The organism is Nocardia asteroides, assembly GCF_900637185.1.
Classification (GTDB): domain Bacteria; phylum Actinomycetota; class Actinomycetes; order Mycobacteriales; family Mycobacteriaceae; genus Nocardia; species Nocardia asteroides.
This window is the reverse complement of record NZ_LR134352.1, coordinates 796428-821239: the sequence shown is the minus strand read 5'-3', so window position 1 is coordinate 821239 and position 24812 is coordinate 796428. Positions and strand designations below refer to the sequence as shown.

Below are 24812 nucleotides of genomic sequence, written 5' to 3'. Positions count from 1 at the left end.
TTCTGGAACAGTGGCGTTCGCCACAACCGGGCCTCTACCAACCGGTAGGTACGGATCGCCGGGGTCGACACGCCGAGGTCCGCCGGTGCGCGAGGTTCGCCGGCCGATGTCCCGGTGATCGGACTGTGAGGCTGACCACATGGGGGTCACGGTGTCTCGGTGTGTCGGCGCAACGCCTGTCACGCTGACACAACGAATCCATGTCAGTTTCGCCATGCCCAGTGGAGCGCAGAACCCGGGGAGAACCTATGACCGGCACACTCACCTGGCTCGGCGGAGGCCTCGCCGGGCCTCGGCGCCGGGACCCCGAAACGGGCGCCGACCTGGCCTATCACCACGAGCAGGGCGGCTATGCCGTCACCGGCGCCGCCGTGCTGCTGTTCGCCGCGGTCGCCGGGATCGTCACCACCACCGCGCTCGCCGCCGCCGACGGGATCGGGCCGGTGGCCGTCGTCGGGCTCGGCCTGGTGGCCGCGGTGGCCGCGGGCGCGCTCGGCCGGGCGCTGGCCACCACCCGGCCCGGCGGCGCCGCGGACGACCGGTTCGGCATCGCCGCGCGCGTCGGCATCGGCGTGCTGGCCGGTGTCCTCGTCGCCGAGCTCGCCTCGACCGTGCTGCTCGGCGGCACCGTCGACCGGGAGCTGGACGTCCGGGCGCAGGCGAGCGCCGAGAACGCGCCCGCCGTGGTCGCCGCACGCGCCGAGTACGACCGGGCCGTCGCCGACCGGGCCGCCCTCGACGTGAGCATCGCCAAGGCGCAGGCCGACATCGACCGCGCGCTGGTCACCGCCCGTTGCGAGTACAACCCCACCCCCGAGTGCCCGCAGACCAGGATCACCGGCGTCCCCGGCCACGGTCCCGAATCGCGGACCGCCAACGACATGCTCGACGACGCGCGCAAGCAGCTCGCCGCCGCGCAGTCGCGCACCGACGGCCTCGATCAGCGGGTCGCCGCCGAGACCACCGAACTCACCGCCGCGCGCGACACCGCGTTCGCCGCGGCCGACCGCGGACTCGGCGCGCGCTGGCTGGCCATGAACGGCTACACCGCCGACCACGCGGGCGCCGCCGCGCTGCGCCTGCTCATCCTGCTGGCCGGCGTGCTGCTCGCGCTGCTGCCGCTGCTGCTGCGCTGGTGGCGCGGCGAGACCTCGCTCGACCGCAGGGTCGACGCCGCGGAGGTCGCCGACCGGGCCCACCGCGAGGCCGACGCGGCCATCGCGGTGAAGCGCGCCGAGGTGCGCACCGAGGCGGCCGCCCTGCGGGCCGAACACGAACTCGCCACCGCGCGCCTGGCGATCGAGGCCGACACCGTCATCGATCGAGAACGTCAGCGCACCAGGATCATCGCCGCGATCGGCGGTTTCGAGCTCGGGATCACCGAGCCGCATCGAAAGGACGACTCCGTGGCTCTGGAGCCGAACGTCTCCCAGCAGCAGCTGCCCGCCGGGTACTTCCCGAACGCGCTGCCCGCCGCGACGCCGCAGGGCGGCGCGCTGGTGCCCGCGCAGCCGGTGACCGCCGCCGCGCCCGCGCAGGCGCCCACCGGGGGCGGCGGGCTGGAACTGCCGATCATCGGCACGGTGCCGTTCACCGACACCGCCGCCCGCTGGATCCGGCCGCTGGTCCCCTCCTTCGTCGCCAACGCGATCGACTCGGCCACGCACCCGCTGCGGACCGCGCGCCAGGCCTTCGAGGAGGTGGAGGAGGTCACCTTCACGCTGCGCCGCAGCCGCAAGGTCACCGTCGACAGCCAGGATTCGCAGGCGCCGCAGCAGCAGATGATGGCGCAGGCCGGGTATCTGCCGGGGCAGCCGGTGCAGGGATATCTGCCCGCCGGGTACCCGCAGCAGCAGGGTGCGCCGCAGTATCACCAGCCCTACGCGCAGCAGATCGCCTCGACGGTCGTCGACGCGCCGGGCGCCAGGTACCACCCGGACCCGCGGCAGTACCCGGCCGCACCGAGCTACACCGCGCTGCCCGCGGGCCAGGGCACCGGGCTGCCCGCGGCGGACGGTTACGGCGAGCTGTCCGGCAACGATGTCACCGAGTTGCCCGGCGGATCGCAGCGTCAACTGCCACCGGGCCGCTAATTCAGTGAACAGTTGTGCACCGGAACCGGCCGGAGCTCAATTTTCGGGATCCGGCCGGTAGCGCGTCACAAATACGGCCGCTACCAGTTTCTATAGCGGAACAAACACCGCAGTGACCTGCGCAACACAGTGGTCGATGCGGCGGAACCGGGTTTACAGTGCGTGAGTGAACCACCGCGACGCACACCCGGGTGCGACCAGCTCGGCACCATGGGGCTCGCCGCTGCTCGGTCCGGTCGACGAGAAGTCGACCATCCGCCGGGTGCGCGTGCAGTTGCTGCTGACAGTGCCGCTGCTCATCGCCAATCTGATCGGCATCGCGATGGTCGTGGTGCTCGCCGGCTTCGTCCTGCCCGGCCCCACCGTGTTCACCCGCGACCTGCTGCTGATCAACGCCGTCTTCACGCCGCTGTGCGCGGTGATCGCGCTCGCGGTCGGCACGGTGTGGGGCACGGTCGCCGGACTGCGGACGATGCGCTGGGCCACCGACCCCGAGCATGTGCCGGACGCGGCCGAGCAGCGGGTCACCGTGTCGGCGCCGCGCTGGATGGTGCTGCAACAGGCCGCGCTGTGGACGTTGGCGCTGGTCGTGCTCACCATCGTCTACGGCGTGGTCGAGCCGGCGCTGATCCCCAAGGTCTTCCTGGCGATCGGCGCCGCCGCGATCGTGGTGTGCACCAACAGCTACCTGATCATCGAATTCGCGCTGCGGCCGGTGACCGCGCGCGTGCTGCAGGCGGCGCCACACCACCGGCGCGGCATCGGCGTGTTCGGGCGCACCATGCTGTCCTGGCTGGTCGGCGTCGGCGTCCCGGTGGCGCTGGCGATGACGGTGGCGGTGTGGGCGCTGGCCGATCCGGCGGTGAGCAAGGCCAGGCTGGCGGTCTGCATGCTCAGCCTCGGCGGCTCGGCGCTGCTGTTCGGGATGCTGTTGATGGCGCAGGTCAGCGCCGCGACGGTGGCGCCCATCAAGGGGGTGCGCCAAGCGCTGCGCCGGGTCGAGCAGGGCGACCTGTCCGCGGAGATCACCCTCTACGACGGCACCGAACTCGGCGAACTGCAGAGCGGGTTCAACGGGATGGTGCACGGGCTGCGTGAGCGCGCCATGATCGAGGACCTGTTCGGCAAGCACGTCGGCCACGATGTGGCGATGGCGGCCATCGCCTCCCAGCCGGTGCTCGGCGGCACCGAGACCGAGGCGGCGGCGCTGTTCATCGACATCATCGGTTCCACCACGATGGCCGCCACGCTGCCCGCTCCCGAGATCGTCGGCATTCTCAACCGCTTCTTCGACATCGTGGTCGACGAGGTGGAACGGCACGGCGGCCTGCTCAACAAGTTCGAGGGCGACGCCGCCCTCGCCGTCTTCGGCACCCCGGCCCCGCTGCCCGACCTGGCCGGCTCGGCCCTGTCCTGCGGGCGCGCCATCCAGCGGCGCCTGCGCGCGGCCTCCGACCTCGACGCGGGCATCGGCGTCGCCGCGGGCCGGGTCGTCGCGGGCAATGTCGGCACCCACAACCGCTATGAGTTCACCGTCATCGGCGACGCCGTCAACGAAGCCGCCCGCCTGTGCGAGCTGTCCAAGTCCTACGACGAACGCCTGCTCAGCTCCGCCACCACCCTCGCCGCCGCGGCCGACTCCGAAGCCGCCCACTGGAACCTCGCCGACACGGTCACCTTGCGCGGCCGCCTGAAGCCGACCCAGCTCGCCCTGCCGAAACTGTCGACCCCGAGTACCCCACTCACCCCGCAACCCGAAACCTCGGACGCCCACTGACAACCCGCCGTCACCCTGGAACTCCCGAACTCGCCCCGCACCGTCACCCAGCCACGAACTCCCGAGCTCGCCCACACCCGCGACCCCGAGGAGCGGCGGCCACGCAGTGGCCGGTTCGCGGCCGTCCCGCCGGTCAGGTGCCGGTGCGCACGCGACGCAGGAGCAAGCACCGGCGCCTGACCGGCGGGACACAAGGGGCCGCGAACAACGCGGCGCCCGCGCCGCCATAAGCACAGCTAAACTCGGCCGCGTGCGTCCCGTCGAAGCGGTCGGCGCCGTCGGGGCGGGAACCGAACCGGCACGAGCGCCTGCGCCGACGCCGCACCCGCCGCCGACGGTTCCGATCCGGCCCCTGCGTTTCCGCGAACTGCTCGATGAGCCGTTCGCCCTGATCCAGGCCCATATCCGGGCGCTCGCGGCGCTCGGCGGCGGCGCGCTCGCGCTGGCGCTGCTCGGGGTCCTCGGCGTGACGGGACTGGTGTCGCACCTGACCGACGGCTCCGACGCGGGCACCGCGTGGGCGGCCGTACTCGGGACCGCCGCGGGCATCTGGCTGCTGCGGCTGGCATTGCGCGGTCCCACGGTCGCCATCGCGCTGGCCGACTTCGGCGGGGTGCGGCACGGCGCGGCCGACGGGTTGCGAACCGCGGCGCGGCACGCGGGCCCCCTGGTGCTCGCGCAGGTCATGTTCTCGCTCATCGGAATCGGCGTGCTGACGATCGGCAGCCTCCTGATCGTCACCTATCCCCTCGCTCTGCTGTGGTTGTCGAATCTGCGGGCGCGCCGGTTCGCGATCGAGCCCGTGATCCTCGCCGAGCGCACGAAATTCGGTGTCGCCGTGGCCCGGTCGAAGGAGCTCGTGCAGGGGGCCGACTGGACGGTCGCGGGGTTGTGGCTCACCCAGCGGGTGATCTTCGCGGTACTCGCGGTGCCCGCCTTCGGTATTCCGTTCTTCCTGTCGGATTTCTCCGGCACCCACCGCTGGGCCTTCCTCGCGCTGCTGATCGGCGGTGTTCTCCTGGTGGTGACGATCGGCGAGATCGTCGAGGCCACCAGCCGGGTCCTGGTCTACGTCGACCGCCGCTGCCAACGCGAGGGCATGGACATCCGGATCCCGGGTGACACCCGATGAGCGACAACCGATTCCCGCCACCCCGCGACGGCGCGCCACCGGAACCCCGGCTCGGCGCCGCCGCCGACCATCGCGCCGCCGCCGAGCAGGCCGCGAACCGCCGCGAATACGACCTGGCCCTGCGCGAACGCTTCCGCGCCGTGCTGCGCGCGCTCGAACAGGGCGGCACCCTGCCGGTCCGCCGTTCGCGCACCGCGCAGGAGACCGCCGACGACGCCACCACCGCGCTGCCGCTGGAACAGTCCACCGAACTGCACCCGGCGGCACGCAGTTTCGACGAGGTCGTCTACGGCGGGCGCGCCGCGACCGAGGACGAGTACCGCAGACTCGAATACGCCGACCGGTATTCGCAGTCGGCCCCGCCGCCGGCGCTGGAGCCGGTCGAGCTGGAGATCGTCGAGCAGCAGCCCCGGCAGCGCCGGAAACTCCCGCCGCTGCCCGACCTGCTCCGCAATCCGCGATTCTGGGCCACCGTGGCCGCCGTACTCGCCATCGCCCTGCTGCTCTACGCCACCATGCAGTCGTGCGGTGCGCCCGACGCGCCGGATCCGCCGCCACCGCCGCCGGACTTTCCCGACCTGCCCGACCGGGACGACGACTTCGACCCCGATTTCGGCGCGGGCGAAGATTCGATCTTCACCCGGCTGCCCGGCTGGCTGGCCTTCGGCGGCCTGCAGTTCCTCATCGCCTTCGTGGTGCTGATGTGGTGGCGGGGGCGCAGGCGCGGCGCGCTGGTCGGTGAGCCGCGACCGGTGGAGGTCGCCGCGAACGAACTGCTCGCCGGGCAGGCGGGGCTGTACCGTCGCTCCGGCGACGTCGCCCATGTGGCGCGGACCCTGCGGGCGGCGACGCTGCGCCGGATCCGCCCGCGCCTGGGCGCGCGCGACCTCACCGACGACCAGCTCGTCGAGACGGCCGCGGCCAGGCTCGGCGTGCCCGTCCAGCAGATCGCCACCGTCCTGTTCGGCCCTGTCCCGGACGAGAACACCCTGTACTACGTTGCCGCACACCTCGAATGGATCGAGACGGAGCTCGGATGACCGACAACACTGTCCTGCAGAAGACGCCGAGCGCGGCGGAAGCCGGTGCGGCGCTGGCCGCCCTGCGCACCGAGATCGGCAAGGCCGTGGTCGGCAACGACCAGGCCGTGCTGTACCTGGTGCTGGCGCTGCTGTGCCGCGGCCATGTGCTGCTGGAAGGCGTGCCCGGCGTGGCGAAGACGCTGCTGGTGCGGGCCCTGGCCACCTCGCTGGCGCTCGATCACGCCAGGGTGCAGTTCACCCCCGATCTGATGCCGGGCGATGTCACCGGTTCCCAGATCTACGACCCGCATTCGGCCGAGTTCACCTTCCGGCAGGGTCCGGTGTTCACCAATCTGCTGCTGGCCGACGAGATCAACCGCACCCCGCCCAAGACCCAGTCCTCGCTGCTGGAGTCGATGGAGGAGCGGCAGGTCTCGGTCGACGGCAGGCCGCGGCCGCTGCCCGACCCGTTCGTGGTGGTGGCCACCCAGAACCCGATCGAGCAGGAGGGCACCTACCCGCTGCCCGAGGCCCAGCTCGACCGGTTCCTGTTCAAGGTCGACATCCGGCTGCCCGACCGCGACGACGAGTTCCGCATCCTGCAACGGCACGCGAGCGGATTCGATCCGCGCGATCTGGGCGCGGCCGGGCTGCGTCCGGTGGCCGGGCCCGCGCACATCGCCGCGGCCCGCACCGCGATCGCGCAGGTGACGGTGAGTCCGGAGGTGCTGGCCTACATCGTCGACCTGTGCCGCGCGACCCGCAGTTCACCCGCCGTCGCGCACGGCGCGTCCACCCGTGGCGCGACCGCGCTGCTGGCGGCGGCGCGGGCCTTCGCCTGGCTGAACGGGCGCGGCTACGTCACCCCCGACGACGTGAAGACCGTGGCCGTCGCCGTGCTGCGGCACCGGCTGATGCTGCGGCCCGAGGCCGAGCTGGACGGGGTGAGCACCGAGGGCGTGCTCTCGTCGTTGCTGGTCTCGGTGCCGGTTCCGGTGTAGCGGCGTGGTCGTCACAGGCCGGTTCGCGCTGCTCGCCACGATCGCGGGCGCGCTGGTGATGGTCCTCGTGCCGTCGTGGATCGGGGTGGTCGGCGCGAGCGCCGCGCTGCTCGCGCTCGGGGTGTTCGACGTGGCGCTCACCGCGCGCGCCGACACGCTCACCCTCACCCGTGATCCGCTGACCATCGTGCGGCTGGGCCGCTCGACCGTGGTGGAGCTGGCGGTGACCAATTCCGGCACGGCCACCGTGCGCGGCGTGCTGTGGGACGCCTGGCCCGACAGTGCCCGCGCCGACCGCCGCGCGCACCGGCTGGAGCTGGCGCCGCGCACCCGGATGCGGGTGCGTACCGAACTCACCCCGACCTATCGCGGTGACCGGGTGGCCGGCGCGGTGACGCTGCGGCTGCTCGGTCCGCTCGGCCTGGCCGGGCGCCAGTCCCGCGTCGAGGTGCCCGCCCGGGTGCGCGCGCTGCCCCCGTTCCGCAGCGAGCGGCTGCTGCGGTCGAAGGTGAAGCGGCTGCACCACCTCGAGGGCCGCAATGTCGCCGATATTCGCGGTCAGGGCACCGAATTCGACTCGTTCCGCGAGTACGTGGCCGGCGACGACGTCCGCAGCATCGACTGGCGCGCCACCGCCCGCGCGGCCGACGTGCTGGTGCGCACCTGGCGGCCCGAACGCAACCGGCACGTGCTGATGGTGCTCGACACGGGCCGGGCGAGCGCGGGCCGCGTGGGCGAGGGCACCCGGCTGGACACCTCGATCGAGGCGGCGCTGCTGCTCGGTGGGCTCGCGGCGGCCGCGGGCGACACCGTGGACCTGCTGGCCTACGACCGCGAAGTGCGGGCCGAGGTCACCGGCGTCGGCGGCAATCAGCTGCCGTTGAAACTCATGCACACCCTCGCCGGGGTGACGCCGCGGCTGGTGGACACCGACGCCGACGGCCTGGTGCGCACGGTGGTGTCCCGGGTGCGCAGGCGGGCGCTGGTCGTCTGGTTCACCAGTCTGGACGGACCCACCGTCTCCGAACATCTGCTGCCCGCCCTGCCGACGCTGCTGCGCAGGCACCGGGTGCTCATCGTGTCGGTGACCGATCCGGAGATCGCCGCGGCGGCGCGGGACCGGTCGTCCGCGGCGGCCGTCTACACCGCGGCCGCGGCCGAGACGGTGCTCGCCGAACGGGCGCTCGTGCGGGAGACCCTGCGCAGGCGCGGGGTCGACGTGGTGACCGCCGCGCCGGATCAGCTGCCCGAGGCGCTGGCCGACGAATATCTGGAGCTGAAGCAGTCCGGCTCGCTGTGAGTTGTGGACAACCGAGTTGTCCACCGGTACTCACAGCTCATCCACTGCCCGCCAACAGGTTTGTGCACAGGGCGGCGTATTCCACAGGAGTCAGCCGCGCGCCAGCTGCTGTCGCCGTGCCAGCACCGCGCCGAGGACGTGGTACGGCGGATATCCCGTCGGCGCCTGCCGCTGCACCGCGACGCAGACGGCCTCGACGAGCTGGGTGCCGAGGTGATGCTGCGCGGCCGGGGTGAGGGTGCGCAACCTGGTCAAATACTGGCGGATCGCGGCTGCCAGCTCGTCGGACACCGAGCCCGGATCGAGCTGGGCGGCCCAGCCGGTCAGCCACGGCGGCGCGACGGCCAGCGCGGGCCGCGGCAGGTTCTGCCGGGTGTGCACAACAACCGTGCCGGCGAGTACGTCGCCGACGCGGCGCCCGTCGCGCGAGCACACCGAGCTGATCACCGCGACCGCACCGAACGCGCCGAGCAGCCAGAAATCCACAATCGCGCCGGCCAGTCCGCGGGTGAGCGCGTGCCGGAAATCGATCGGGCCCGCGTCGGCCCGCACCACCCGCAGCCCGAAGGCCAGCTTGCCCAGTGAGCGCCCGCGCGAGAAGGTCTCGACGCACACCGGATAGCCGATCAGCACGGTGACCAGCGCGACCACGCCGACCACGTCGTACCAGGCCGAATCGGCGTCGGCCGCGAGCAGCAGCATCATCCCGACATAGAAGAACACGGCCGCGAGCGCGAGCTGGATGCACAGATCGAGCAGGAAGGCGCCGGCCCGGCTGGGGATACGCGCGATCGGGAGTTCGAGCGCCACCGCTTCGCCGGTGGTGAATTCGGCCATGTGGCTAGCATTCCCGATATGGACACCGATGCCTACAGCTGGGCGCGTCAACGGTCGTGGTATCGGCTGGATCAGCTGGTCCGCCAGCGGAAACTGTCGGGCGCCGAGGCCGACGAGCTCGTCGGCCTGTACCGGTCGGCGTCGCAGCAGCTGGCCCGGATCCAGGGTCATCAGGCCGATCCGGATGTCGTCGCCGGTCTCAGCGCGCTGCTCGCGCGGGCGCGCGGGCGGGTGCTGGCGGCCCGGACCCAGCCGTGGCGCGAGGTGGGCCGATTCTTCACCCGGCACTTTCCCGCAGCTGTGTATCGCGCGTGGCCGTGGTGGGTGGGGACAACCGCGTTGTTCCTCACCGTCGCCGCGGTGATCGCGGTGCTTGTGGATACTTCGGCCGCGGCCAGGAGGGCCCTGGGGATACCCGAGGGCGACACCTCGATCATCACCGGACCTGGGGGAAAGTTCGAGACCTACTACTCCGAGCACCCGAACGACGCCTTCGCCGCCCAGGTGTGGACACACAATTCGCTGGTCTCGGCGGTCGCGTTGTTCACCGGTGTGCTGATCCTGCCCGCTGTGTACGCACTGTTCATGAATGCGCTGAATCTGGGGATAACCGGTGGATTGATGGCCGACGCCGGGCGGCTGGAATCGTTCTTCGGTTTCATCCTGCCGCACGGCACCTTGGAGTTGACCGCGCTGTTCGTCGCGGGCGGGGTGGGACTGAAGCTGGGCTGGACGCTGGTCGACCCCGGCCACCGCAGCCGGGCCGCGGCGATGGCGCGGCAGGGCCGGATCACCGCGACGGTGGCGCTGGGCCTGGTGGTGGTGCTGCTGGTGTGTGGTCTGCTGGAGGGCTTCGTGACGCCGAGCCCGCTGCCCGCGCCGGTGCGGATCGCGTTCGGTTTCGCGGCCGAGGCGGCCTTCCTGTTCTACGTCTTCGGAATCGGCCGCCGGGTGGCCGAGGAACAGGACGCGGCGGCGGCCCTGCCCGCGGCGCTGCCCGATCCCGTGGACCGGTGGCTGACACCCGCGGCGAAACCGCTGGACCGGGTCTGAACTCGCAGATGCACGTGCATTTGAACAGCAGGCAACTCTGAGCACACCTCGCCGGAACGGCGCCGGACAATCGGCAGCTACGCGAGGTAACGAGAAGGTTTCGAACTCCCCCATTTGAGTTCCGCTGGCCGCAGCGAGTCGGGCTCGAGCTGCGGCCAGCGTTACCGTCAACTGTACACAATCGTTATGCCCACGCAACCCCCAACGCGCTGGTCCGGCGTACAAACTGCGAACCAGCAAACATCGGACGTCGCACCGATTTCGACCGCCGCAGCTAACTTCCGGCGGCGCGGGCAACCACCCCTCGGCGGCACCGAAAATTCACCTGCGGCAAACCTTCGAAATCCTGCGGGCAGCTTCCACGCGGTCGCGGGCGCGAATGTTCTCCCCGGTTGCCGACTCCCCCGCCGGACCCTTCGCATAGCCCATCACCTGCGGATTCGGCAACGGAATTTCGGTTTGCCGGACCCGAGACGCGATAAAAGAGACCTCAAGTTTGTTTACAGGGCTGCAAACAAGATCAGCACCTAGCAATCAGGTGACAGCACCTGACATGAGCCCTTGAATCTGTCATGCGACCGGTTGCGAACCGTCCGCCGAACCGGACGAAATCGGCAGCAGAACACCCCGAATACGCCCCAGCAGAGGCGATGTGATCTTCGCCTCACCAGGGTTTGATCGCGACCTTCGCGCGGCCGGTTCAGCCGATCCGGACGACCCCGGTGACCGTCCCCTGTAGCAGCGCGCCACCGTGCGTGATGAGCGCCGCCATCTGCAACGGATCCTGCGCGACGGTCCCCGGCAGCGGTCGCGCGGCGCGGACGGCGCCGGTCGCCGGGTCGATCACCACGTACTCGTAGCCGTCCAGCGGGGTGGTCGCGTCGGGACCCACCCGGCGCAGGGTGTGGATGCCGCCGTCGGCGAGCGAGAGCCGGGGTACCGCGGCGCTGCGCACCGGGCTGTCCCACACCACGGCACAGCCGTCGCCGGTGAGGTCGACCCTGGTCAGCCCGCCGGCGAAGGGCGCGCTCGCGGGCACGGCCGGACCGGCGCCCTCGGGCACCGCGGGATAGGGATAGCCGTAGGTGCTCGCCACGAAGATCGAACCGCCCACCGCGATCGGGGAATTCTCGCTGCCCGCTCCCGCCGTGGAGAGCACCGGCACCGAGCAGACCAGCTCGCCCGACCCGGATCGCAGCACCAGCAGGTTCACCCGGCCGTCGGCGTTGTCGACGATGGTCACGTATTCGTCGCCGGTCACCGGGCCGAAGTAGGTGGGCGTCGACCCCGTCCCCCAGCTGAGCTGGCCCGGCTTGCGCGCGGCGCCCCGATCGTAGGGCGCCCGCCAGCGCAGTTCGGCCTCGCCGTCCCGGGCCGCCAGCTCGTAGAGCGCGTGCGTACTCGCCACGGCCACACCGCCGTTCGGCGCCGAGGAGATGCTGTTGGCGACCTGCTCGCCCGCGGGCAGCGCGCGCGTCGACGGCACACCGGCCGCGTCGACGAACCCGACCGTGCCGTTGCCCGTCGCGAACCACACGTTGCCCGACCAGTCCGGGACGAGCCCGGTCACGTTGTCGCCCTGCGGAATCGACGCCGACAGATCGGCCTGCTCCGTGGCTGTCAGCGTCCACCGGCCGTCGGCGTCGCGGTGGTGCCCGACGCGCAGCAGGCGGCGATCGCCGTCGACGACCACCAGCTGGTCCGCGTTGTCGAGATAGGCGTACACGCCGCCGAGCAGGCTGCCCTTGGCCAGCGGCAGCGAGGCCAGCGCGCCGGTCAGCGGGCCCGGCGCGGCCGGATCGAGCAGGTAGACGGTCGGCGTCCGCCCGGCGATGGCGGTGCACAGCCCCACCACCAGCCCGTCGGAGCCCTCGAGCAGGGTCGGGCAGGCGGCGCCGAGCGGATAGACGGTCACCGCGGCGTTCGCGGCCGGTCCGGCGAGCGGGGTGACGTCGGAGGAGCCCGCGTCGCCGTGCATGGTCGCCGTCCCGAGCGGGCCCAGATGCGGATTGGCCGCGAGCGGTCCGGTCACCGGCGCCGCGGCCGCCGGACCTGTGCCGCAGGCGATCGCGAGGGCGACGGCGGCGAAGTGGGTGGCGGTGCGACGGTGGATAGGGCTCACGGGCTGTATCGAACCGCACCCGGCGCCGGTGCGGAAGATTTCGGCGCAGTGTCACCGCCGACCCCTACGATGACGACCATGCCCGGGGTCAAGGATCGACTGCTCACGACCATCGCCACTCAGCTCGGCAATCCGCACGGAACGCTCGGCAAGGGTGTGGCCTTCTTTCTCAATCGGGGCAACAGGCGCGCCATCGCCGCCGCGGTCGACGCCACCGGGGTCGCCGCAGGTGCCACGGTGGCCGATATCGGGTTCGGCGGCGGCGTCGGGCTCGGCCTGTTCCTCGACCGCGTCGGCGCCGACGGCGTGGTGCACGGCGTCGAACCGTCGCCGGACATGCTGGCGCGGGCGCGGTCCGGTTTCGCGGGCCAGGTGGCGGCGGGCAGGCTCGTCCTCGACGCGGGCTCGCTCACCGCGCTGCCGTCGGCCGACGCGAGCCTGGACGCGGCGATCACCGTCAACACCATCTACTTCCTGGACGATCTGCCCGCCGCCTGCGCCGAACTCGCGCGGGTACTGCGGCCGGGCGGCACCGCCGTGGTCGGGATCGGCGATCCCGACGCGATGGCCAAGATGCCCTTCACCCCTTATGGATTCACGCTGCGCCCGGTGGCCGAGGTGATCGCGGCGCTGGCCTCCGCCGGGTTCACGGTCGAGCAGCGGACGCTGCCGAATCCGCCGCTTCCGCATCACCTGCTGATCGCCCGCAAGTCCTGATCCCCGTCACCGGTTCCCTCCTTGACCGACCGGTCGGTCATGGCTACCGTCGATACATGGAGACACTGCGCGTTTCGACCAGGTACGGCGAGATCGCCGTCCATCTCGGCGGCCGCTCACCGCAGGACGCGCCGGGACTGCTCCTGCTGCACGCGAATCCGGGCGACCACCGCGACTACGACGAGATCGTGCCCGCGCTGGCGGGCGACTGGGCGATCGCCGCAGTCGACTGGCCCGGATACGGCGCGTCGACCGTCGCCGATCCGGAGCTCATCACGATCGACGCGCTCGCCGACGTGGCGGTACTGGTCGCGCAGGAGTTGTCGCACCGGGGTTTCGGCGCGCTGACCGTGCTCGGCAACAGCGCGGGCGGCTATGCCGCGGTGCGGCTGGCACAGCGGGCACCGGACCTGGTGCACGGTCTGGTGCTGGTGCAGCCGGCGGGCTTCGCGCCCCGAAACCCGTTCACCAGGGCTTACTTTCGCTTCGTCGCGAGTGCGGCGGTCGCACGGCGCTCTGTGGTGCCGAACGCGCGGCTGTATCTGGGACCACTGCACCGCGGCGGGGTGCGCGCCATCTTCGAGCGGACGCGGGCGGTGCCCGGCGATCCGGTGCGCCTCGCCGTCTACCGGAGCCTGTGGCGCAGCTTCGACAGTCCCCGCTTCGACCTCACCGCCGACGGGAAGCTGATTCCCGGTGTCCCGGTTCAGGTGGTGTGGGGGCGCCGCGATCCGACCAACCCGTGGTTCGCCAACCGCGCGGCCGTCGCCCGGTCGCTGCCGCAGGCCGAGGTGGCCGTGCTGTCCACCCGGCACGAACCGTTCGCCGAGGCACCCGAACTGTTCCTCGACGCGGTGCGCGAATTCCTCGGCGCCTGTGCTGGAATGCGACCATGAGATCCGCCGAGCCAGGTCGGCGTGCCCTGCTGGCGGCGGGCCGCGCGCTGCTGTCCACCGAGGACCTGACCAAACTGTCGGTCAACGCCATCGCCGCCGAGGCGAAGATGGCCAAAGGCAGTTTCTATCAGCACTGGCCGAGCCGCGAGGCCTACTTCGTCGCCCTGCATCGCGCCTTCCACGACGACCTCGACGCCAAGGTCACCGCCGCGATCGCCGGCCTCGACCCGGGCCCCGACCGCCTCGCCGCCGGCATCACCGCCTACCTCGACGGCTGCCTCGCCGACCCCGCCACCAAGGGCCTGCTCGTCCAGGCCCGCACCGACGCGGGCCTCGGCCCCGAGGTCGCCGCCCGCAACGCCACCGCCGCCGCCCTCATCACCGCCGACCTCACCGCCATCGGCTGGCAGGACCCCACCCCCATCGCCACCCTCCTGGTGGCCGCCATCGCCGAAACAGCCCTCCACGAACTCACCACCACGAGCCCCCACCCACCCCTCCGCGAAGCCCTCCTGCGCCTCGCCACCCGCTGACCAGCCCCATGCGTTCCCTGAGCGGAGGAAGGGGCGGACAACCCCGAAAACGACTAGAGGCCCGATCCCGGGGGATCGAGCCTCTAGTCTTGGTGGGCGAAGGGGGACTTGAACCCCCACGTCCTTACGGACACTGGCACCTGAAGCCAGCGCGTCTGCCATTCCGCCACTCGCCCGAGCGACGGGAAAAATCTAACATGCTCGGGCAGCGAAAATAAAATCGGCCCTCTGACCTGCGGCGATGGGAGGGGATTCGGCTCGGGAACCGAGGCGGTTCGCCGGGAGTTACAGGGTTGGAGGATCGTGGATATCATGCAAGGAACGTGGTCGGGTCCGGACACGCCGTGAGCAACGTGTCGGCCTACGAGGACACGCGCACCGAAGGGAGGGCTGTGATGGGCATCGTGTCGAGATTCGAGCGACGCTTACAGGGCGCTGTCGGTGACGTGTTCGCGCGAGTGTTCGGCGGCAGTGTCGTCCCCCAGGAGGTCGAGGCCGCTCTGCAGCGCGAAGCCGCTGATCAGGTGCAAGATCTGGGTAGTGGGCACAAGCTCGCGCCGAACAGTTACGTGATCACGATCAACGAATCCGATCACGGAAAACTCGACGCCGATCACGACCTCACGACCAAGGCGTTCGCCAAACATCTGCAGGATTACATCCGCGAGCAGGGCTGGCAGACCTACGGCGAAGTACACGTGGCGTTCGAGGCATCACCTACGCTGCACACCGGAATGTTCAGAGCGAGCGGCCGCGTCGACCCCGACGCCGGTCGCGGGACCGCCCCACCTCGCCCAGGACCGCCACAACGACCCGCACACCCGCAACCAGGAGCTGGCCCCATGACGCACAACTCAGGCTACGAGCCGAGCCGAGAGCCCGCGGAGTCCGATCCACGCAACCGCGGGTACGCTCCGCCGCCCGCCGGCCGTGGTGCGGCCCCCGGCGGTGCCTACCCGGACGAGTACGGCCAGCAGGGTGGCTACGGCCAGCAAGGCTATGGCGACCAGGCGTACGGCCAGCAGGGCGGCGAGTACCAGAACGGGTACGACCAGCAGGGCGGATACGGCCAGCAGGGTGGTTACGGCCAGCAGGGCTACGCCGATCAGGCCGGTTACGACCAGCAGGGTGGCTACGGTCAGCAGGCGTACAGCCAGCAGGGCGGCGGCTACGGCGGTCAGCAGGGCTACGCCGACCCCGGTTACGACCAGCAGGGCGGTTACGGCCAGCAGGGTGGCTACGGCGACCAGCAGGGCTACGGCCAGCAGGGTGGCTACGGCCAGCAGGGCTACGCCGAACCCGGCTATGACCAGCAGGGCGGTTACGGCCAGCAGGGTGGCTACGGCGACCAGCAGGGCTACGGCCAGCAGGGCGGTGGCTACGGCCAGCAGGGCTACGCCGATCCGGGCTACGGCCAGGAGGAGCAGGGCGGCTACGGCCAGCAGGGCGGCTACGGCGCTCAGCAGCCGGGTTACGGCCAGCCCGCGGGCGGCGGTTACGGCGCGGCGCAGCAGTCGAGCTACTCGGCCACGCTGCAGCTCGACGACGGCAGCGGCCGCACCTACCAGCTCCGCGAGGGCAGCAACATCATCGGCCGCGGCCAGGACGCGCACTTCCGGCTGCCCGACACCGGTGTGTCGCGCCGCCACATCGAGGTGCGCTGGGACGGCCAGACCGCGATGCTCTCCGACCTGGGCTCCACCAACGGAACCCTGGTCAACGGCTCGCCGGTGCAGGATTGGCAGCTCGCCGACGGCGACGTCATCCGGGCCGGACATTCCGAGATCCTGATCCGGATCGTCTGATCCCGTAAGCTGCGCGGTGCAGGTCACGAGTCGACGCTGTCGGCCCTATGATGCTGCCATCACACGCACGGCCCCGACCTCGGGGCCCGCAAGCCAGCACGCTGGTGGGGGTAGTTCGCCCCGCACCTGCCGTACCGACGTACCCGGGCGAACAGGAGGTGGAACGCCGTGCAGGGATTGATCCTGCAATTGACCCGCGCGGGGTTCCTGCTGCTGCTCTGGTTGTTCGTCTGGGCCGTTCTGCGGACCTTGCGCAGCGATATCTACGCGGCATCCGGCATCCGGATACAGCCGAGGGCCACCCGCGGATCGCGCGGCTCCCTCGGTCTGCCTTCCTTCAGCCGAGGCCAGAAGGGCGCCAAGTATCTAGTGGTGACTCATGGTTCACTCGCCGGCACTCGAATCACCCTCGGCACGCAGCCGGTCCTCATCGGCCGCGCCGACGATTCGACGCTGGTACTCACCGACGACTACGCCTCGACCAGGCACGCGCGACTGTCTCAGCGTGGTGACGACTGGTACGTGGAAGACCTCGGTTCCACCAACGGCACATATCTCGACCGCGCGAAAGTCACCACCGCTGTCCGTGTTCCGCTCGGCACTCCGGTCCGGGTCGGCAAAACTGTGATCGAGCTGCGATCGTGACACTTGTTCTGCGCTATACGGCGCGAAGCGACCGCGGACTCGTCCGGGGCAACAACGAGGATTCGGTCTACGCGGGCGCACGCCTGCTGGCCCTCGCCGACGGTATGGGCGGCCACGCCGCCGGAGAAGTCGCCTCCCAGTTGATGATCGCCGCGCTGGCGCATCTGGACGACGACGAGCCGGGCCAGGACATCCTCGGCAAGCTCGACCGGGCGACCCGCTCCGGCAACGCCGCGATCGCCGATCACGTCGAGGCCGAACCCGAACTCGACGGCATGGGCACCACTCTCACCGCCATCCTGTTCGCCGGCGGCAAGCTCGGCATGGTGCACATCGGCGACTCTCGCGCCTATCTGCTGCGCGACGGCGAGCTCGCCCAGATCACCCGCGACGACACGTTCGTGCAGTCGCTGGTCGACGAGGGCCGGATCACGCCGGAGCAGGCGCACACCCATCCGCAGCGTTCGCTGATCATGCGTGCCCTCACCGGCAACGAGATCGAGCCGACGCTGATCATGCGCGAGGCCCGCGCCGGTGACCGCTATCTGCTGTGCTCCGACGGTCTTTCGGACGTGGTGAGCGACGAGACCATCGGCAACACCATGCGCGAGGGCAACACCGACGAGTGCGCCGACCGGCTCATCGAGCTGGCGCTGCGCAGCGGTGGACCCGACAACGTCACCGTGGTCGTCGCCGACGTCATCGATCTCGACTACGGCCAGAGCCATCCCATCGTCGCCGGCGCCGCCTCCACCGAGGAGGAGGAAGACACCCCGCCGCCGAACACCGCGGCGGGCCGCGCCGCCGCGATGCGCCCGCCGCGCGCGCAGCCGCGTCGGGCCGCCGCCGCGCCGCCGCCGCCGGAACCCAAGTCGCACCGGCTGCGCTGGCTGCTGCTCTCGGTGGCGCTGATCGCGGCCGTCGCGGTGGGACTCGTGGTCGGCTACAAGATGATTCGCAGCAACTACTACGTGGGCGCCGACAACGATCAGGTGGTCGTGATGCGCGGCCTGCCCGGGTCGATCCTCGGCTACTCCATCCACGATGTGGAGCTCACCGGCTGCGTCAACAGCAAGGGCGAGCTGACCCTCGTCGAGGCGGGCAAGTCCGCGCCGAGCGGCTGCAAGAAGCTGATGGTCAGCGATCTCAAGCAGACCGGCCGTGATCAGGTCCAGAAGGGCCTGCCGCCGGACTCGCTGGACAAGGCGCGCGACAGCATGAAGGTGCTGGCGCAGAAGGAACTGCTGCCGCCCTGCCCGAAGAAGGAATCGGTGCCGCAGCCCGGCGTGCTGCCCACCGAGCAGCCGCCGGTCATCCCCGGTGGCGCGCCGACGCCCGGTCCGGATCAGCCCGCCACGCCGACCACCACCCCGACACCCGCTCCGCCGACCACGACCACGACGACAACTCCGCAGATCTCAGGGGAGAACTGCCGGGTGACGGACTGATGTCCGCACCGGCACCGCCGTCGGCTGGGGCTTTCCCCAGCCCCCCTGGCGGATTCGCGCCAGCACCACCCCCGTCGACACGGCGCAACCAGGAGTTGCTGCTGCTGGCGGGGGCGGCGGGAATCACGACGGTGTCGTTGTTCATCGTCGAGGCGAGCCAGGAACAGTCGATCACCTGGGACATCGCCAAGTACGGTCTGGCCTTTCTCGCGCTGTTCGGGATCGCGCATCTGGCGGTGCGCCGGTTCGCGCCGTTCGCCGATCCGCTGCTGCTGCCGATCATCGCGCTGCTCAACGGGCTCGGCCTGGTGTTGATCCACCGCCTCGACCTGGCCGACGCGCAGAAGGCGGCCTACGACTCGAGCCCGATCCCCTCCCCCGACGCCAACCAGCAGATCATGTGGACCGGCCTGGGGATCGTCGTGTTCATCACCCTGCTCATCGTGCTGCGCGACTACCGCACGCTCGCGCGCTACACCTACACCCTCGGCCTGGTCGGCCTGGTCGCGCTGGCGATCCCCGCGCTGCTGCCGAGCCGGTTCTCCGAGGTCAACGGCGCCAAGATCTGGATCAAGCTGCCCGGATTCAGTGTGCAGCCGGGCGAATTCGCGAAGATCCTGCTGATCGTCTTCTTCGCCGGAGTGCTGGTGGCCAAGCGTGATCTGTTCACCGCGGCGGGCAAGCACTTCCTCGGCATGGAGTTCCCGCGCCCGCGCGACATGGGCCCGGTGCTGATCGTCTGGATCGTCTGCATCGGCGTGCTGGTGCTGGAGAAGGACCTCGGCACCTCGCTGCTGATCTTCGGCACGGTGCTGGTGATGATCTATATCGCCACCGAGCGGGTGGGCTGGCTGATCATCGGCGGCGGCCTGCTCGCACTGGGCTTCGTGTTCGCCTACCAGCTGTTCGGGCACGTGCGGGTGCGCGTGGACACCTGGCTGCACCCGTTCGACGACTACCACAACACCGGCTACCAGATCTCGCAGTCGCTGTTCGGTTTCGCGACCGGCGGGCTGGCGGGCACCGGTCTCGGCAGCGGCCGCCCCAACCAGGTGCCCTTCGCCAAGACCGACTTCGTCGTCACCACCATCGGCGAGGAGCTCGGCCTGATCGGGCTCACCGCGGTGCTGATGCTGTTCCTGATCTTCATCGTGCGTGGGCTGCGGACCGCGCTGGCCGTGCGCGACAGCTTCGGCAAGCTGCTCGCGGCCGGGCTGTCGTTCACCATCGCCATCCAGGTGTTCGTGGTCGTCGGCGGCGTCACCAAGCTGATCCCGCTCACCGGTCTGACCACGCCGTTCATCTCCTACGGCGGTTCGTCGCTGCTGGCGAACTACGCGCTGCTCGGACTGCTGATCAAGATCTCCGATGCCGCCCGCGCGCCCGCTCCGGTGCGCAAGCGCGGCCCGGCGCCCATCGCCGAGGCGCCGACCGAGATGTTCCGCAGGTCGGAAGGCAGGGCGAGCGAATGAACACTCCACTACGTCGCGTCGCCGTCGCCGTCATGGTGATGGTGGTCGCGCTGCTGGTGAACGCGACCTACCTGCAGGTGGTCAAGGCCGACGATCTGCGCAGCGACCCGCGCAACTCCCGGGTGCTGCTCGACGAGTACTCGCGCCAGCGCGGCCAGATCTCCGCGGGCGGCACCGTGCTCGCGAGCTCGGTCGCCACCGACGACCGGTACAAGTACCTGCGCCAGTACCCGAGCACCCCGCCCGCGTTCGCGCCGGTCACCGGTTTCTACTCGATGCAGTACGGCAAGACCGGCCTCGAGCTGGCCGAGGACCCGCTGCTGTCGGGCAACGACTCGAGCCTGTTCGGCCGTCGGCTCATCGACATGTTCTCCGGCCGCGACCCGCGCGGTGCCAACGTGCTGACCACGCTGAACCCGATGATGCAGCAGGTCGCCTACGAGCAGATGACCTCCAAGGGCTACACCGGCGCCGTGGTCGCGATCGAGCCGAGCACCGGCAAGATCCTGACGATGGTCTCGACGCCCAGCTACGACCCGAACGAGCTGTCGGGCCACGACGGCGCGGCGGGCCGGGCGGCCTGGGAGCGGCTCAGCACCGATCCCGCCCAGCCGATGCTCAATCGCGCCGTCTCGCAGACCTATCCGCCCGGCTCCACGTTCAAGACGATCGTCACCGCCGCCGCGCTCTCCAACGGCGTCGCCGGTCCCGACGACCAGTTCACCGCCGCGCCCAACATCACCCTGCCCGGAACCAGCACCACGCTGGAGAACTACAACGGCAGCACCTGCGGCGACGGGCCGACGGCCAGCCTGTACGAGGCGTTCCGCCGCTCCTGCAACACCGCGTTCGTCGAGCTCGGGGTGAAGGTGGGCGCGAGCGCGCTCAAGGACGAGGCCGCCGCGTTCGGCATCGGTCCGCACCGCGGTGTGCCGATCCCGGTCGCCGAGTCGACCGTGGGTCCGATCTCCGACAACGCCGCGCTCGGCCAGTCGAGCATCGGTCAGCGCGATGTGGCGGTCACCCCGCTCGACATCGCGGTGGTCGCGGCGACCATCGCCAACGGCGGTACCCGGATGCAGCCGTACCTGGTGGACCAGACCCAGGCGCCCGACCTGTCCGAGTTGAGCAAGACCAAGCCGGTCTCGGTCGGACAAGCCGTGAGCCCCCAGGTAGCGTCGACCCTGACGAATCTGATGGTCGCCTCGGAGAGCAACACCGCGGGTGGCGGGCGGACGCCGTACCAGATCGCGTCCAAGACCGGCACGGCCGAACACGGCAGCAATCCCCGTAACACCCCGCCGCATGCGTGGTATATGGCGTTCGCGCCCGCGCAGAAGCCGGAGATCGCCATCGCGGTGATCGTGGAGAACGGTGGAGACCGGGCATTGGCGGCAACCGGTGGGTCGGTGGCCGCTCCGATCGCCAGGTCGGTATTGGACGCCGGCCTGGCAGGGGGCTGAACGAAATGAGTGTGCGAGTGACAACACGGGGGCCCCGATGCTGAACAACGGCGCCATGATCGCCGACCGCTATCGCCTACAGCGGCTCATCGCCACCGGCGGTATGGGTCAGGTGTGGGAAGCGATGGACACCCGGCTCGACCGCCGGGTCGCGGTCAAGGTCCTCAAGACCGAGTTCTCCGCCGACCCGACCTTCCGTCAGCGGTTCCGGACCGAGGCGCGCACCACCGCGCAGCTCAACCACTCCGGGATCGCGGGCATCTACGACTACGGCGAGACCACCGACCCGCAGGGCGGCGAGACCGCCTACCTGGTGATGGAGCTCGTCCAAGGCGAGCCGCTCAACGCCGTGCTGAACCGGATGGGCAGGCTCTCGGTCGTCCAGGGTCTGGACATGCTCGAGCAGACCGGCCGCGCACTCGAGGTCGCCCATGCCGCCGGCGTGGTGCACCGCGACGTGAAGCCGGGAAACATCCTGGTCACGCCTACCGGCCAGGTGAAGATCACCGACTTCGGCATCGCCAAGGCGGTCGACGCCTCGCCGGTGACCAAGACCGGCATGGTGATGGGCACCGCCCAGTACATCGCGCCCGAACAGGCCGTCGGCGAGGACGCCACCGCGGCCAGCGACGTGTACTCGCTCGGCATCGTCGGCTACGAGGCGCTGGCAGGCGTGCGCCCGTTCACCGGCGACGGCGCCATCACCGTCGCGATGAAGCACGTCCGCGACGCACCGCCGCCGATGCCCGCCGATCTGCCGCCGAACGTGCACGAGCTGATCGCGATCACGATGGCCAAGGACCCGTCGCAGCGCTACAGCAGCGGCGGCGAGTTCGCCGACGCGGTCGCCGCGGTGCGCGCCGGGCACATGCCGCCCCCGCCCGCGGGCGCGGCGCCCTCGCTCACCGGCGCGACCCGGGTGCTGCCGCCCGGCCCGACGATGGTCATCCCGGCCGCCGCCGGCGCCGACTACGACGGCGCGACCATGCGTTTCGGCAACCAGGCACCGCAGCCGATCACCCCCGGCGGCGGCTATTCCGGTCCGGCCACCCAGGCCGCCGCCCCCGCGGCCGTCGCGGCGGGCAGCAATGCCAGGAACAACCAGAAGTGGCTGATCGCCCTGGGTATCGGCGCGCTGCTGCTCGGCGGCGGCGTGCTGTGGCTGCTGTTCGGCGGTGAGCCCAATCGTGGTTCCACCACCACGACCACCACGGTGCAGACCACCAATCCGCTGCCCCCGCCGGTGACGAGCAAGACGTTCCCGCCGCCGATCGTGCCGCCCACCGAGGAACCGACGACGACCCCGCCGCCGCGTCCGACGACGACCACCGAGGCGCCGACGACCACGACGGAACCGCCGACCACGACGACCGTCCCGCCGACGACCACCACGAAGCCGCCGTCGACGACCAAGACCACCAAGCCGCCGGCCTCCACCACGGCGGGCGGCACCACCACGGTCAACGGACGTCCCCGGCTGCCCACGCTCGACCTGCCGTTCCCGGACGCCCCGAACGCGCTCGGCCCGAACATCACCGTCGACGACACCGCGCCACAAGGACAACCATGACGACCCCGAAGAATCTCTCCTCTCGGTACGAGCTGGGCGAGATCATCGGGTTCGGCGGCATGTCGGAGGTGCACAAGGCCCGCGACGTGCGCCTCTCACGCGACGTCGCGATCAAGGTGCTGCGGGCCGACCTGGCTCGCGATCCCACGTTCTACCTGCGGTTCAAGCGTGAGGCGCAGAACGCGGCCGCGCTGAACCACCCGGCCATCGTCGCCGTGTACGACACCGGCGAGGCCACCGTCGACGGCGGCCCGCTGCCCTACATCGTCATGGAGTACGTCGAGGGCGACACCCTGCGCGACATCGTGCGCGGCAAGGGCCCGCTGGCGCCGCGCAAGGCGATGGAAGTCGTGGCCGACGTGTGCGCCGCGCTCGATTTCAGCCACAAGGCCGGCATCGTGCACCGCGACATGAAGCCGGCCAACATCATGATCAACCGCGCCGGTGCGGTGAAGGTGATGGACTTCGGTATCGCCCGCGCGATCGCCGACAGCTCCAACCCGATGACCCAGACCGCCGCGGTGATCGGCACCGCCCAGTACCTCTCGCCGGAGCAGGCGCGCGGCGAGACCGTCGACGCCCGCTCCGATGTGTACTCGGTGGGCTGTGTGCTGTTCGAGATCCTCACCGGTCAGCCGCCGTTCACCGGCGACTCGCCGGTCGCGGTCGCGTACCAGCACGTCAAAGAGGATCCGCCGCTGCCGTCGTCGATCAATCCCGGCGTGCCGCGCGAACTCGACTCGGTGATCCTCAAGGCGATGGCCAAGAACCCGGCCAACCGGTACCAGACGGCCGCGGAGATGCGCGCCGACCTGATCCGGGTACTGGGCGGGCAGAAGCCGAGCGCGCCGATGGTGATGAGCGACGAAGACCGCACCACCATCATGGATTACGACGACGAGCCCGCCCCGCGCACGTTCCGTGACCGCCGCGACGACACCTCCGAGCAGGCCGCCATCGCGCCACCCGACGAGGGCCGCAACCGCACCGGACTCATCGCCCTCGGCGTGGCCGCCGCGCTGGCAGTCGCCTTCGGCCTGTTCTGGGTGCTGGTCGGCCCGGGCAGCCAGCCCGACCAGGTCGCCGTGCCGGACGTCTCCGGCCAGCCCTCCCAGCAGGCCCAGACCGCCTTGCAGCAGGCCGGTTTCAGCGTGGCCGTGCAGCAGAAACCCGACGGCAAGGTGACCCCCGGCAACGTCATCGCGACCCAGCCGCTCGGCGGTTCGCGCATCGACGAGGGCAGCACCGTCACGCTTCAGGTGTCGACCGGTCCGTCGCAGGTGCAGCTGCCACGCCTGGTCGGATTGACCCAGAGCGAGGCCGAGCAGAAGCTGAACTCGATGGGACTACGGCTCGACCCGAACGTCCAGCGCAAGGAGTCGAGTACCGCCGAGGTCGACAAAGTGATCGGGCAAGAGCCATCGGCCGGTTCGCGGGTCGATGTGGATCAGACCGTGGTCGTCACCATCGGCAAGGGCCCCGAGCAGGTTCCGGTGCCCTTCGTCGTCGGCCAGGACATCTCCGTCGCGCAGCCCAATCTCGCGGCGAGCGCGGGGTTCAACGTGGTCGTCCAGGAGGTCAAGTCCAGCAAGCCCAAGGGCGAAGTGCTGTCCACGAGCCCGGCCGGTGGCAGTACCGCGGACAAGGGGTCGATCGTCACTGTGCAGGTCTCCGCGGGTGACAAGATCAACGTCCCCGATCTGTCCGGACTCACCCCGGTGCAGGCTCAGGAACAGTTGCGCGCGGCAGGGTGGACCGGTCAGCTCAGCCAGACGACAGTCATCACCCTGGACGGCAGCGCCTCGGGCAAGATCCTCGGACAAAGTCCCAGCGCCGGCGCCAGCGTCACGATGAACTCCAACATCCTGGTCCAGGTCGGAGCGTCCCCCTTGCCACGCTGATGCAGTGCCCCCCGAAATCAGTCAC

At 70.6% G+C, this 24812-nt stretch carries 19 protein-coding genes and 1 tRNA gene; 17 read left to right on the top strand and 3 right to left on the bottom strand.

Features of this window, described 5'->3' with window-relative positions:
* Window positions 1–248 precede the first annotated feature (248 nt).
* From EL493_RS03970 to EL493_RS03945, 6 genes are all read left to right on the top strand, one after another.
* Window positions 249–2093, top strand: coding sequence for a DUF4407 domain-containing protein (locus tag EL493_RS03970; protein WP_019044300.1), 1845 nt, complete (start codon window positions 249–251; stop codon window positions 2091–2093).
* Window positions 2094–2259: 166 nt separating this feature from the next.
* Window positions 2260–3870, top strand: coding sequence for an adenylate/guanylate cyclase domain-containing protein (locus EL493_RS03965; protein ID WP_019044299.1), 1611 nt, complete (start codon window positions 2260–2262; stop codon window positions 3868–3870).
* A 250-nt stretch (window positions 3871–4120) separates the two neighbouring features.
* Complete coding sequence (locus EL493_RS03960; protein ID WP_019044298.1) at window positions 4121–5002, top strand: hypothetical protein; 882 nt, start codon at window positions 4121–4123, stop codon at window positions 5000–5002.
* Window positions 4999–6042 carry a DUF4129 domain-containing protein gene (locus tag EL493_RS03955; protein WP_019044297.1) on the top strand — a complete coding sequence of 348 codons (1044 nt, stop codon included), beginning with the start codon at window positions 4999–5001 and terminating at the stop codon, window positions 6040–6042. Before EL493_RS03960 ends, EL493_RS03955 begins: the two co-directional genes overlap by 4 nt.
* The gene (locus EL493_RS03950; protein ID WP_019044296.1) at window positions 6039–7025 is read left to right on the top strand and encodes an AAA family ATPase; all 987 of its coding nucleotides are present in this window, start codon (window positions 6039–6041) and stop codon (window positions 7023–7025) included. Before EL493_RS03955 ends, EL493_RS03950 begins: the two co-directional genes overlap by 4 nt.
* Window positions 7026–7029: 4 nt before the next feature.
* Window positions 7030–8325, top strand: a complete 1296-nt coding sequence (locus tag EL493_RS03945; RefSeq protein ID WP_019044295.1) for a DUF58 domain-containing protein — start codon at window positions 7030–7032, stop codon at window positions 8323–8325.
* Window positions 8326–8415: 90 nt separating this feature from the next.
* On the opposite strand, the gene EL493_RS03940 is transcribed toward EL493_RS03945, so the two are convergent.
* Window positions 8416–9162 (bottom strand): RDD family protein, encoded by a 747-nt coding sequence (locus tag EL493_RS03940; RefSeq protein WP_019044294.1) that lies wholly within the window; start codon window positions 9160–9162, stop codon window positions 8416–8418.
* 18 nt (window positions 9163–9180) lie between these two features.
* Between EL493_RS03940 and EL493_RS03935 the strand changes: the two genes are divergently transcribed.
* Window positions 9181–10215: a stage II sporulation protein M gene (locus EL493_RS03935; protein ID WP_019044293.1), complete on the top strand. Its 1035-nt coding sequence runs from the start codon at window positions 9181–9183 to the stop codon at window positions 10213–10215.
* Window positions 10216–10915: 700 nt separating this feature from the next.
* On the opposite strand, the gene EL493_RS03930 is transcribed toward EL493_RS03935, so the two are convergent.
* On the bottom strand, window positions 10916–12337 hold the full coding sequence (locus EL493_RS03930; protein ID WP_019044292.1) for an NHL repeat-containing protein: 1422 nt from the start codon (window positions 12335–12337) through the stop codon (window positions 10916–10918).
* Between the two features lie 69 nt (window positions 12338–12406).
* On the opposite strand from EL493_RS03930, the gene EL493_RS03925 reads away from it, so the two are divergent.
* From EL493_RS03925 to EL493_RS33475, 3 genes are read left to right on the top strand one after another with little or no spacing between them, the layout of a single operon-like run.
* Window positions 12407–13054 carry a methyltransferase domain-containing protein gene (locus EL493_RS03925; RefSeq protein ID WP_019044291.1) on the top strand — a complete coding sequence of 216 codons (648 nt, stop codon included), beginning with the start codon at window positions 12407–12409 and terminating at the stop codon, window positions 13052–13054.
* 56 nt (window positions 13055–13110) lie between these two features.
* Window positions 13111–13950: an alpha/beta hydrolase gene (locus tag EL493_RS03920; protein WP_019044290.1), complete on the top strand. Its 840-nt coding sequence runs from the start codon at window positions 13111–13113 to the stop codon at window positions 13948–13950.
* The gene (locus tag EL493_RS33475) at window positions 13947–14483 is read left to right on the top strand and encodes a TetR/AcrR family transcriptional regulator (RefSeq protein WP_019044289.1); all 537 of its coding nucleotides are present in this window, start codon (window positions 13947–13949) and stop codon (window positions 14481–14483) included. The genes EL493_RS03920 and EL493_RS33475 overlap by 4 nt, the downstream gene beginning before the upstream one ends.
* Window positions 14484–14573: 90 nt before the next feature.
* Here EL493_RS33475 and EL493_RS03910 read toward each other — a convergent pair.
* Window positions 14574–14659 (bottom strand) — tRNA-Leu (locus tag EL493_RS03910).
* A gap of 219 nt (window positions 14660–14878) precedes the next feature.
* Here EL493_RS03910 and EL493_RS03905 point away from each other — a divergent pair.
* The 7 genes from EL493_RS03905 to pknB all read left to right on the top strand — a co-directional run bounded on the left by EL493_RS03905 (window position 14879) and on the right by pknB (window position 24787).
* A complete protein-coding gene (locus EL493_RS03905; RefSeq protein ID WP_030201681.1) occupies window positions 14879–16288 on the top strand; it encodes a DUF3662 and FHA domain-containing protein in 1410 nt (469 codons plus the stop codon).
* Between the two features lie 168 nt (window positions 16289–16456).
* On the top strand, window positions 16457–16933 hold the full coding sequence (locus EL493_RS03900) for an FHA domain-containing protein FhaB/FipA (RefSeq protein WP_019044286.1): 477 nt from the start codon (window positions 16457–16459) through the stop codon (window positions 16931–16933).
* On the top strand, window positions 16930–18381 hold the full coding sequence (locus EL493_RS03895; RefSeq protein ID WP_030201679.1) for a protein phosphatase 2C domain-containing protein: 1452 nt from the start codon (window positions 16930–16932) through the stop codon (window positions 18379–18381). The genes EL493_RS03900 and EL493_RS03895 overlap by 4 nt, the downstream gene beginning before the upstream one ends.
* A complete protein-coding gene (locus EL493_RS03890) occupies window positions 18381–19853 on the top strand; it encodes an FtsW/RodA/SpoVE family cell cycle protein (protein WP_030201676.1) in 1473 nt (490 codons plus the stop codon). The genes EL493_RS03895 and EL493_RS03890 overlap by 1 nt, the downstream gene beginning before the upstream one ends.
* Window positions 19850–21316: a peptidoglycan D,D-transpeptidase FtsI family protein gene (locus tag EL493_RS03885; protein WP_019050148.1), complete on the top strand. Its 1467-nt coding sequence runs from the start codon at window positions 19850–19852 to the stop codon at window positions 21314–21316. Before EL493_RS03890 ends, EL493_RS03885 begins: the two co-directional genes overlap by 4 nt.
* A 37-nt stretch (window positions 21317–21353) precedes the next feature.
* Window positions 21354–22886, top strand: coding sequence for a serine/threonine-protein kinase (locus tag EL493_RS03880; protein WP_019050147.1), 1533 nt, complete (start codon window positions 21354–21356; stop codon window positions 22884–22886).
* Window positions 22883–24787 (top strand): Stk1 family PASTA domain-containing Ser/Thr kinase, encoded by a 1905-nt coding sequence (pknB, locus tag EL493_RS03875; protein WP_019050146.1) that lies wholly within the window; start codon window positions 22883–22885, stop codon window positions 24785–24787. Before EL493_RS03880 ends, pknB begins: the two co-directional genes overlap by 4 nt.
* Window positions 24788–24812: the final 25 nt, after the last annotated feature.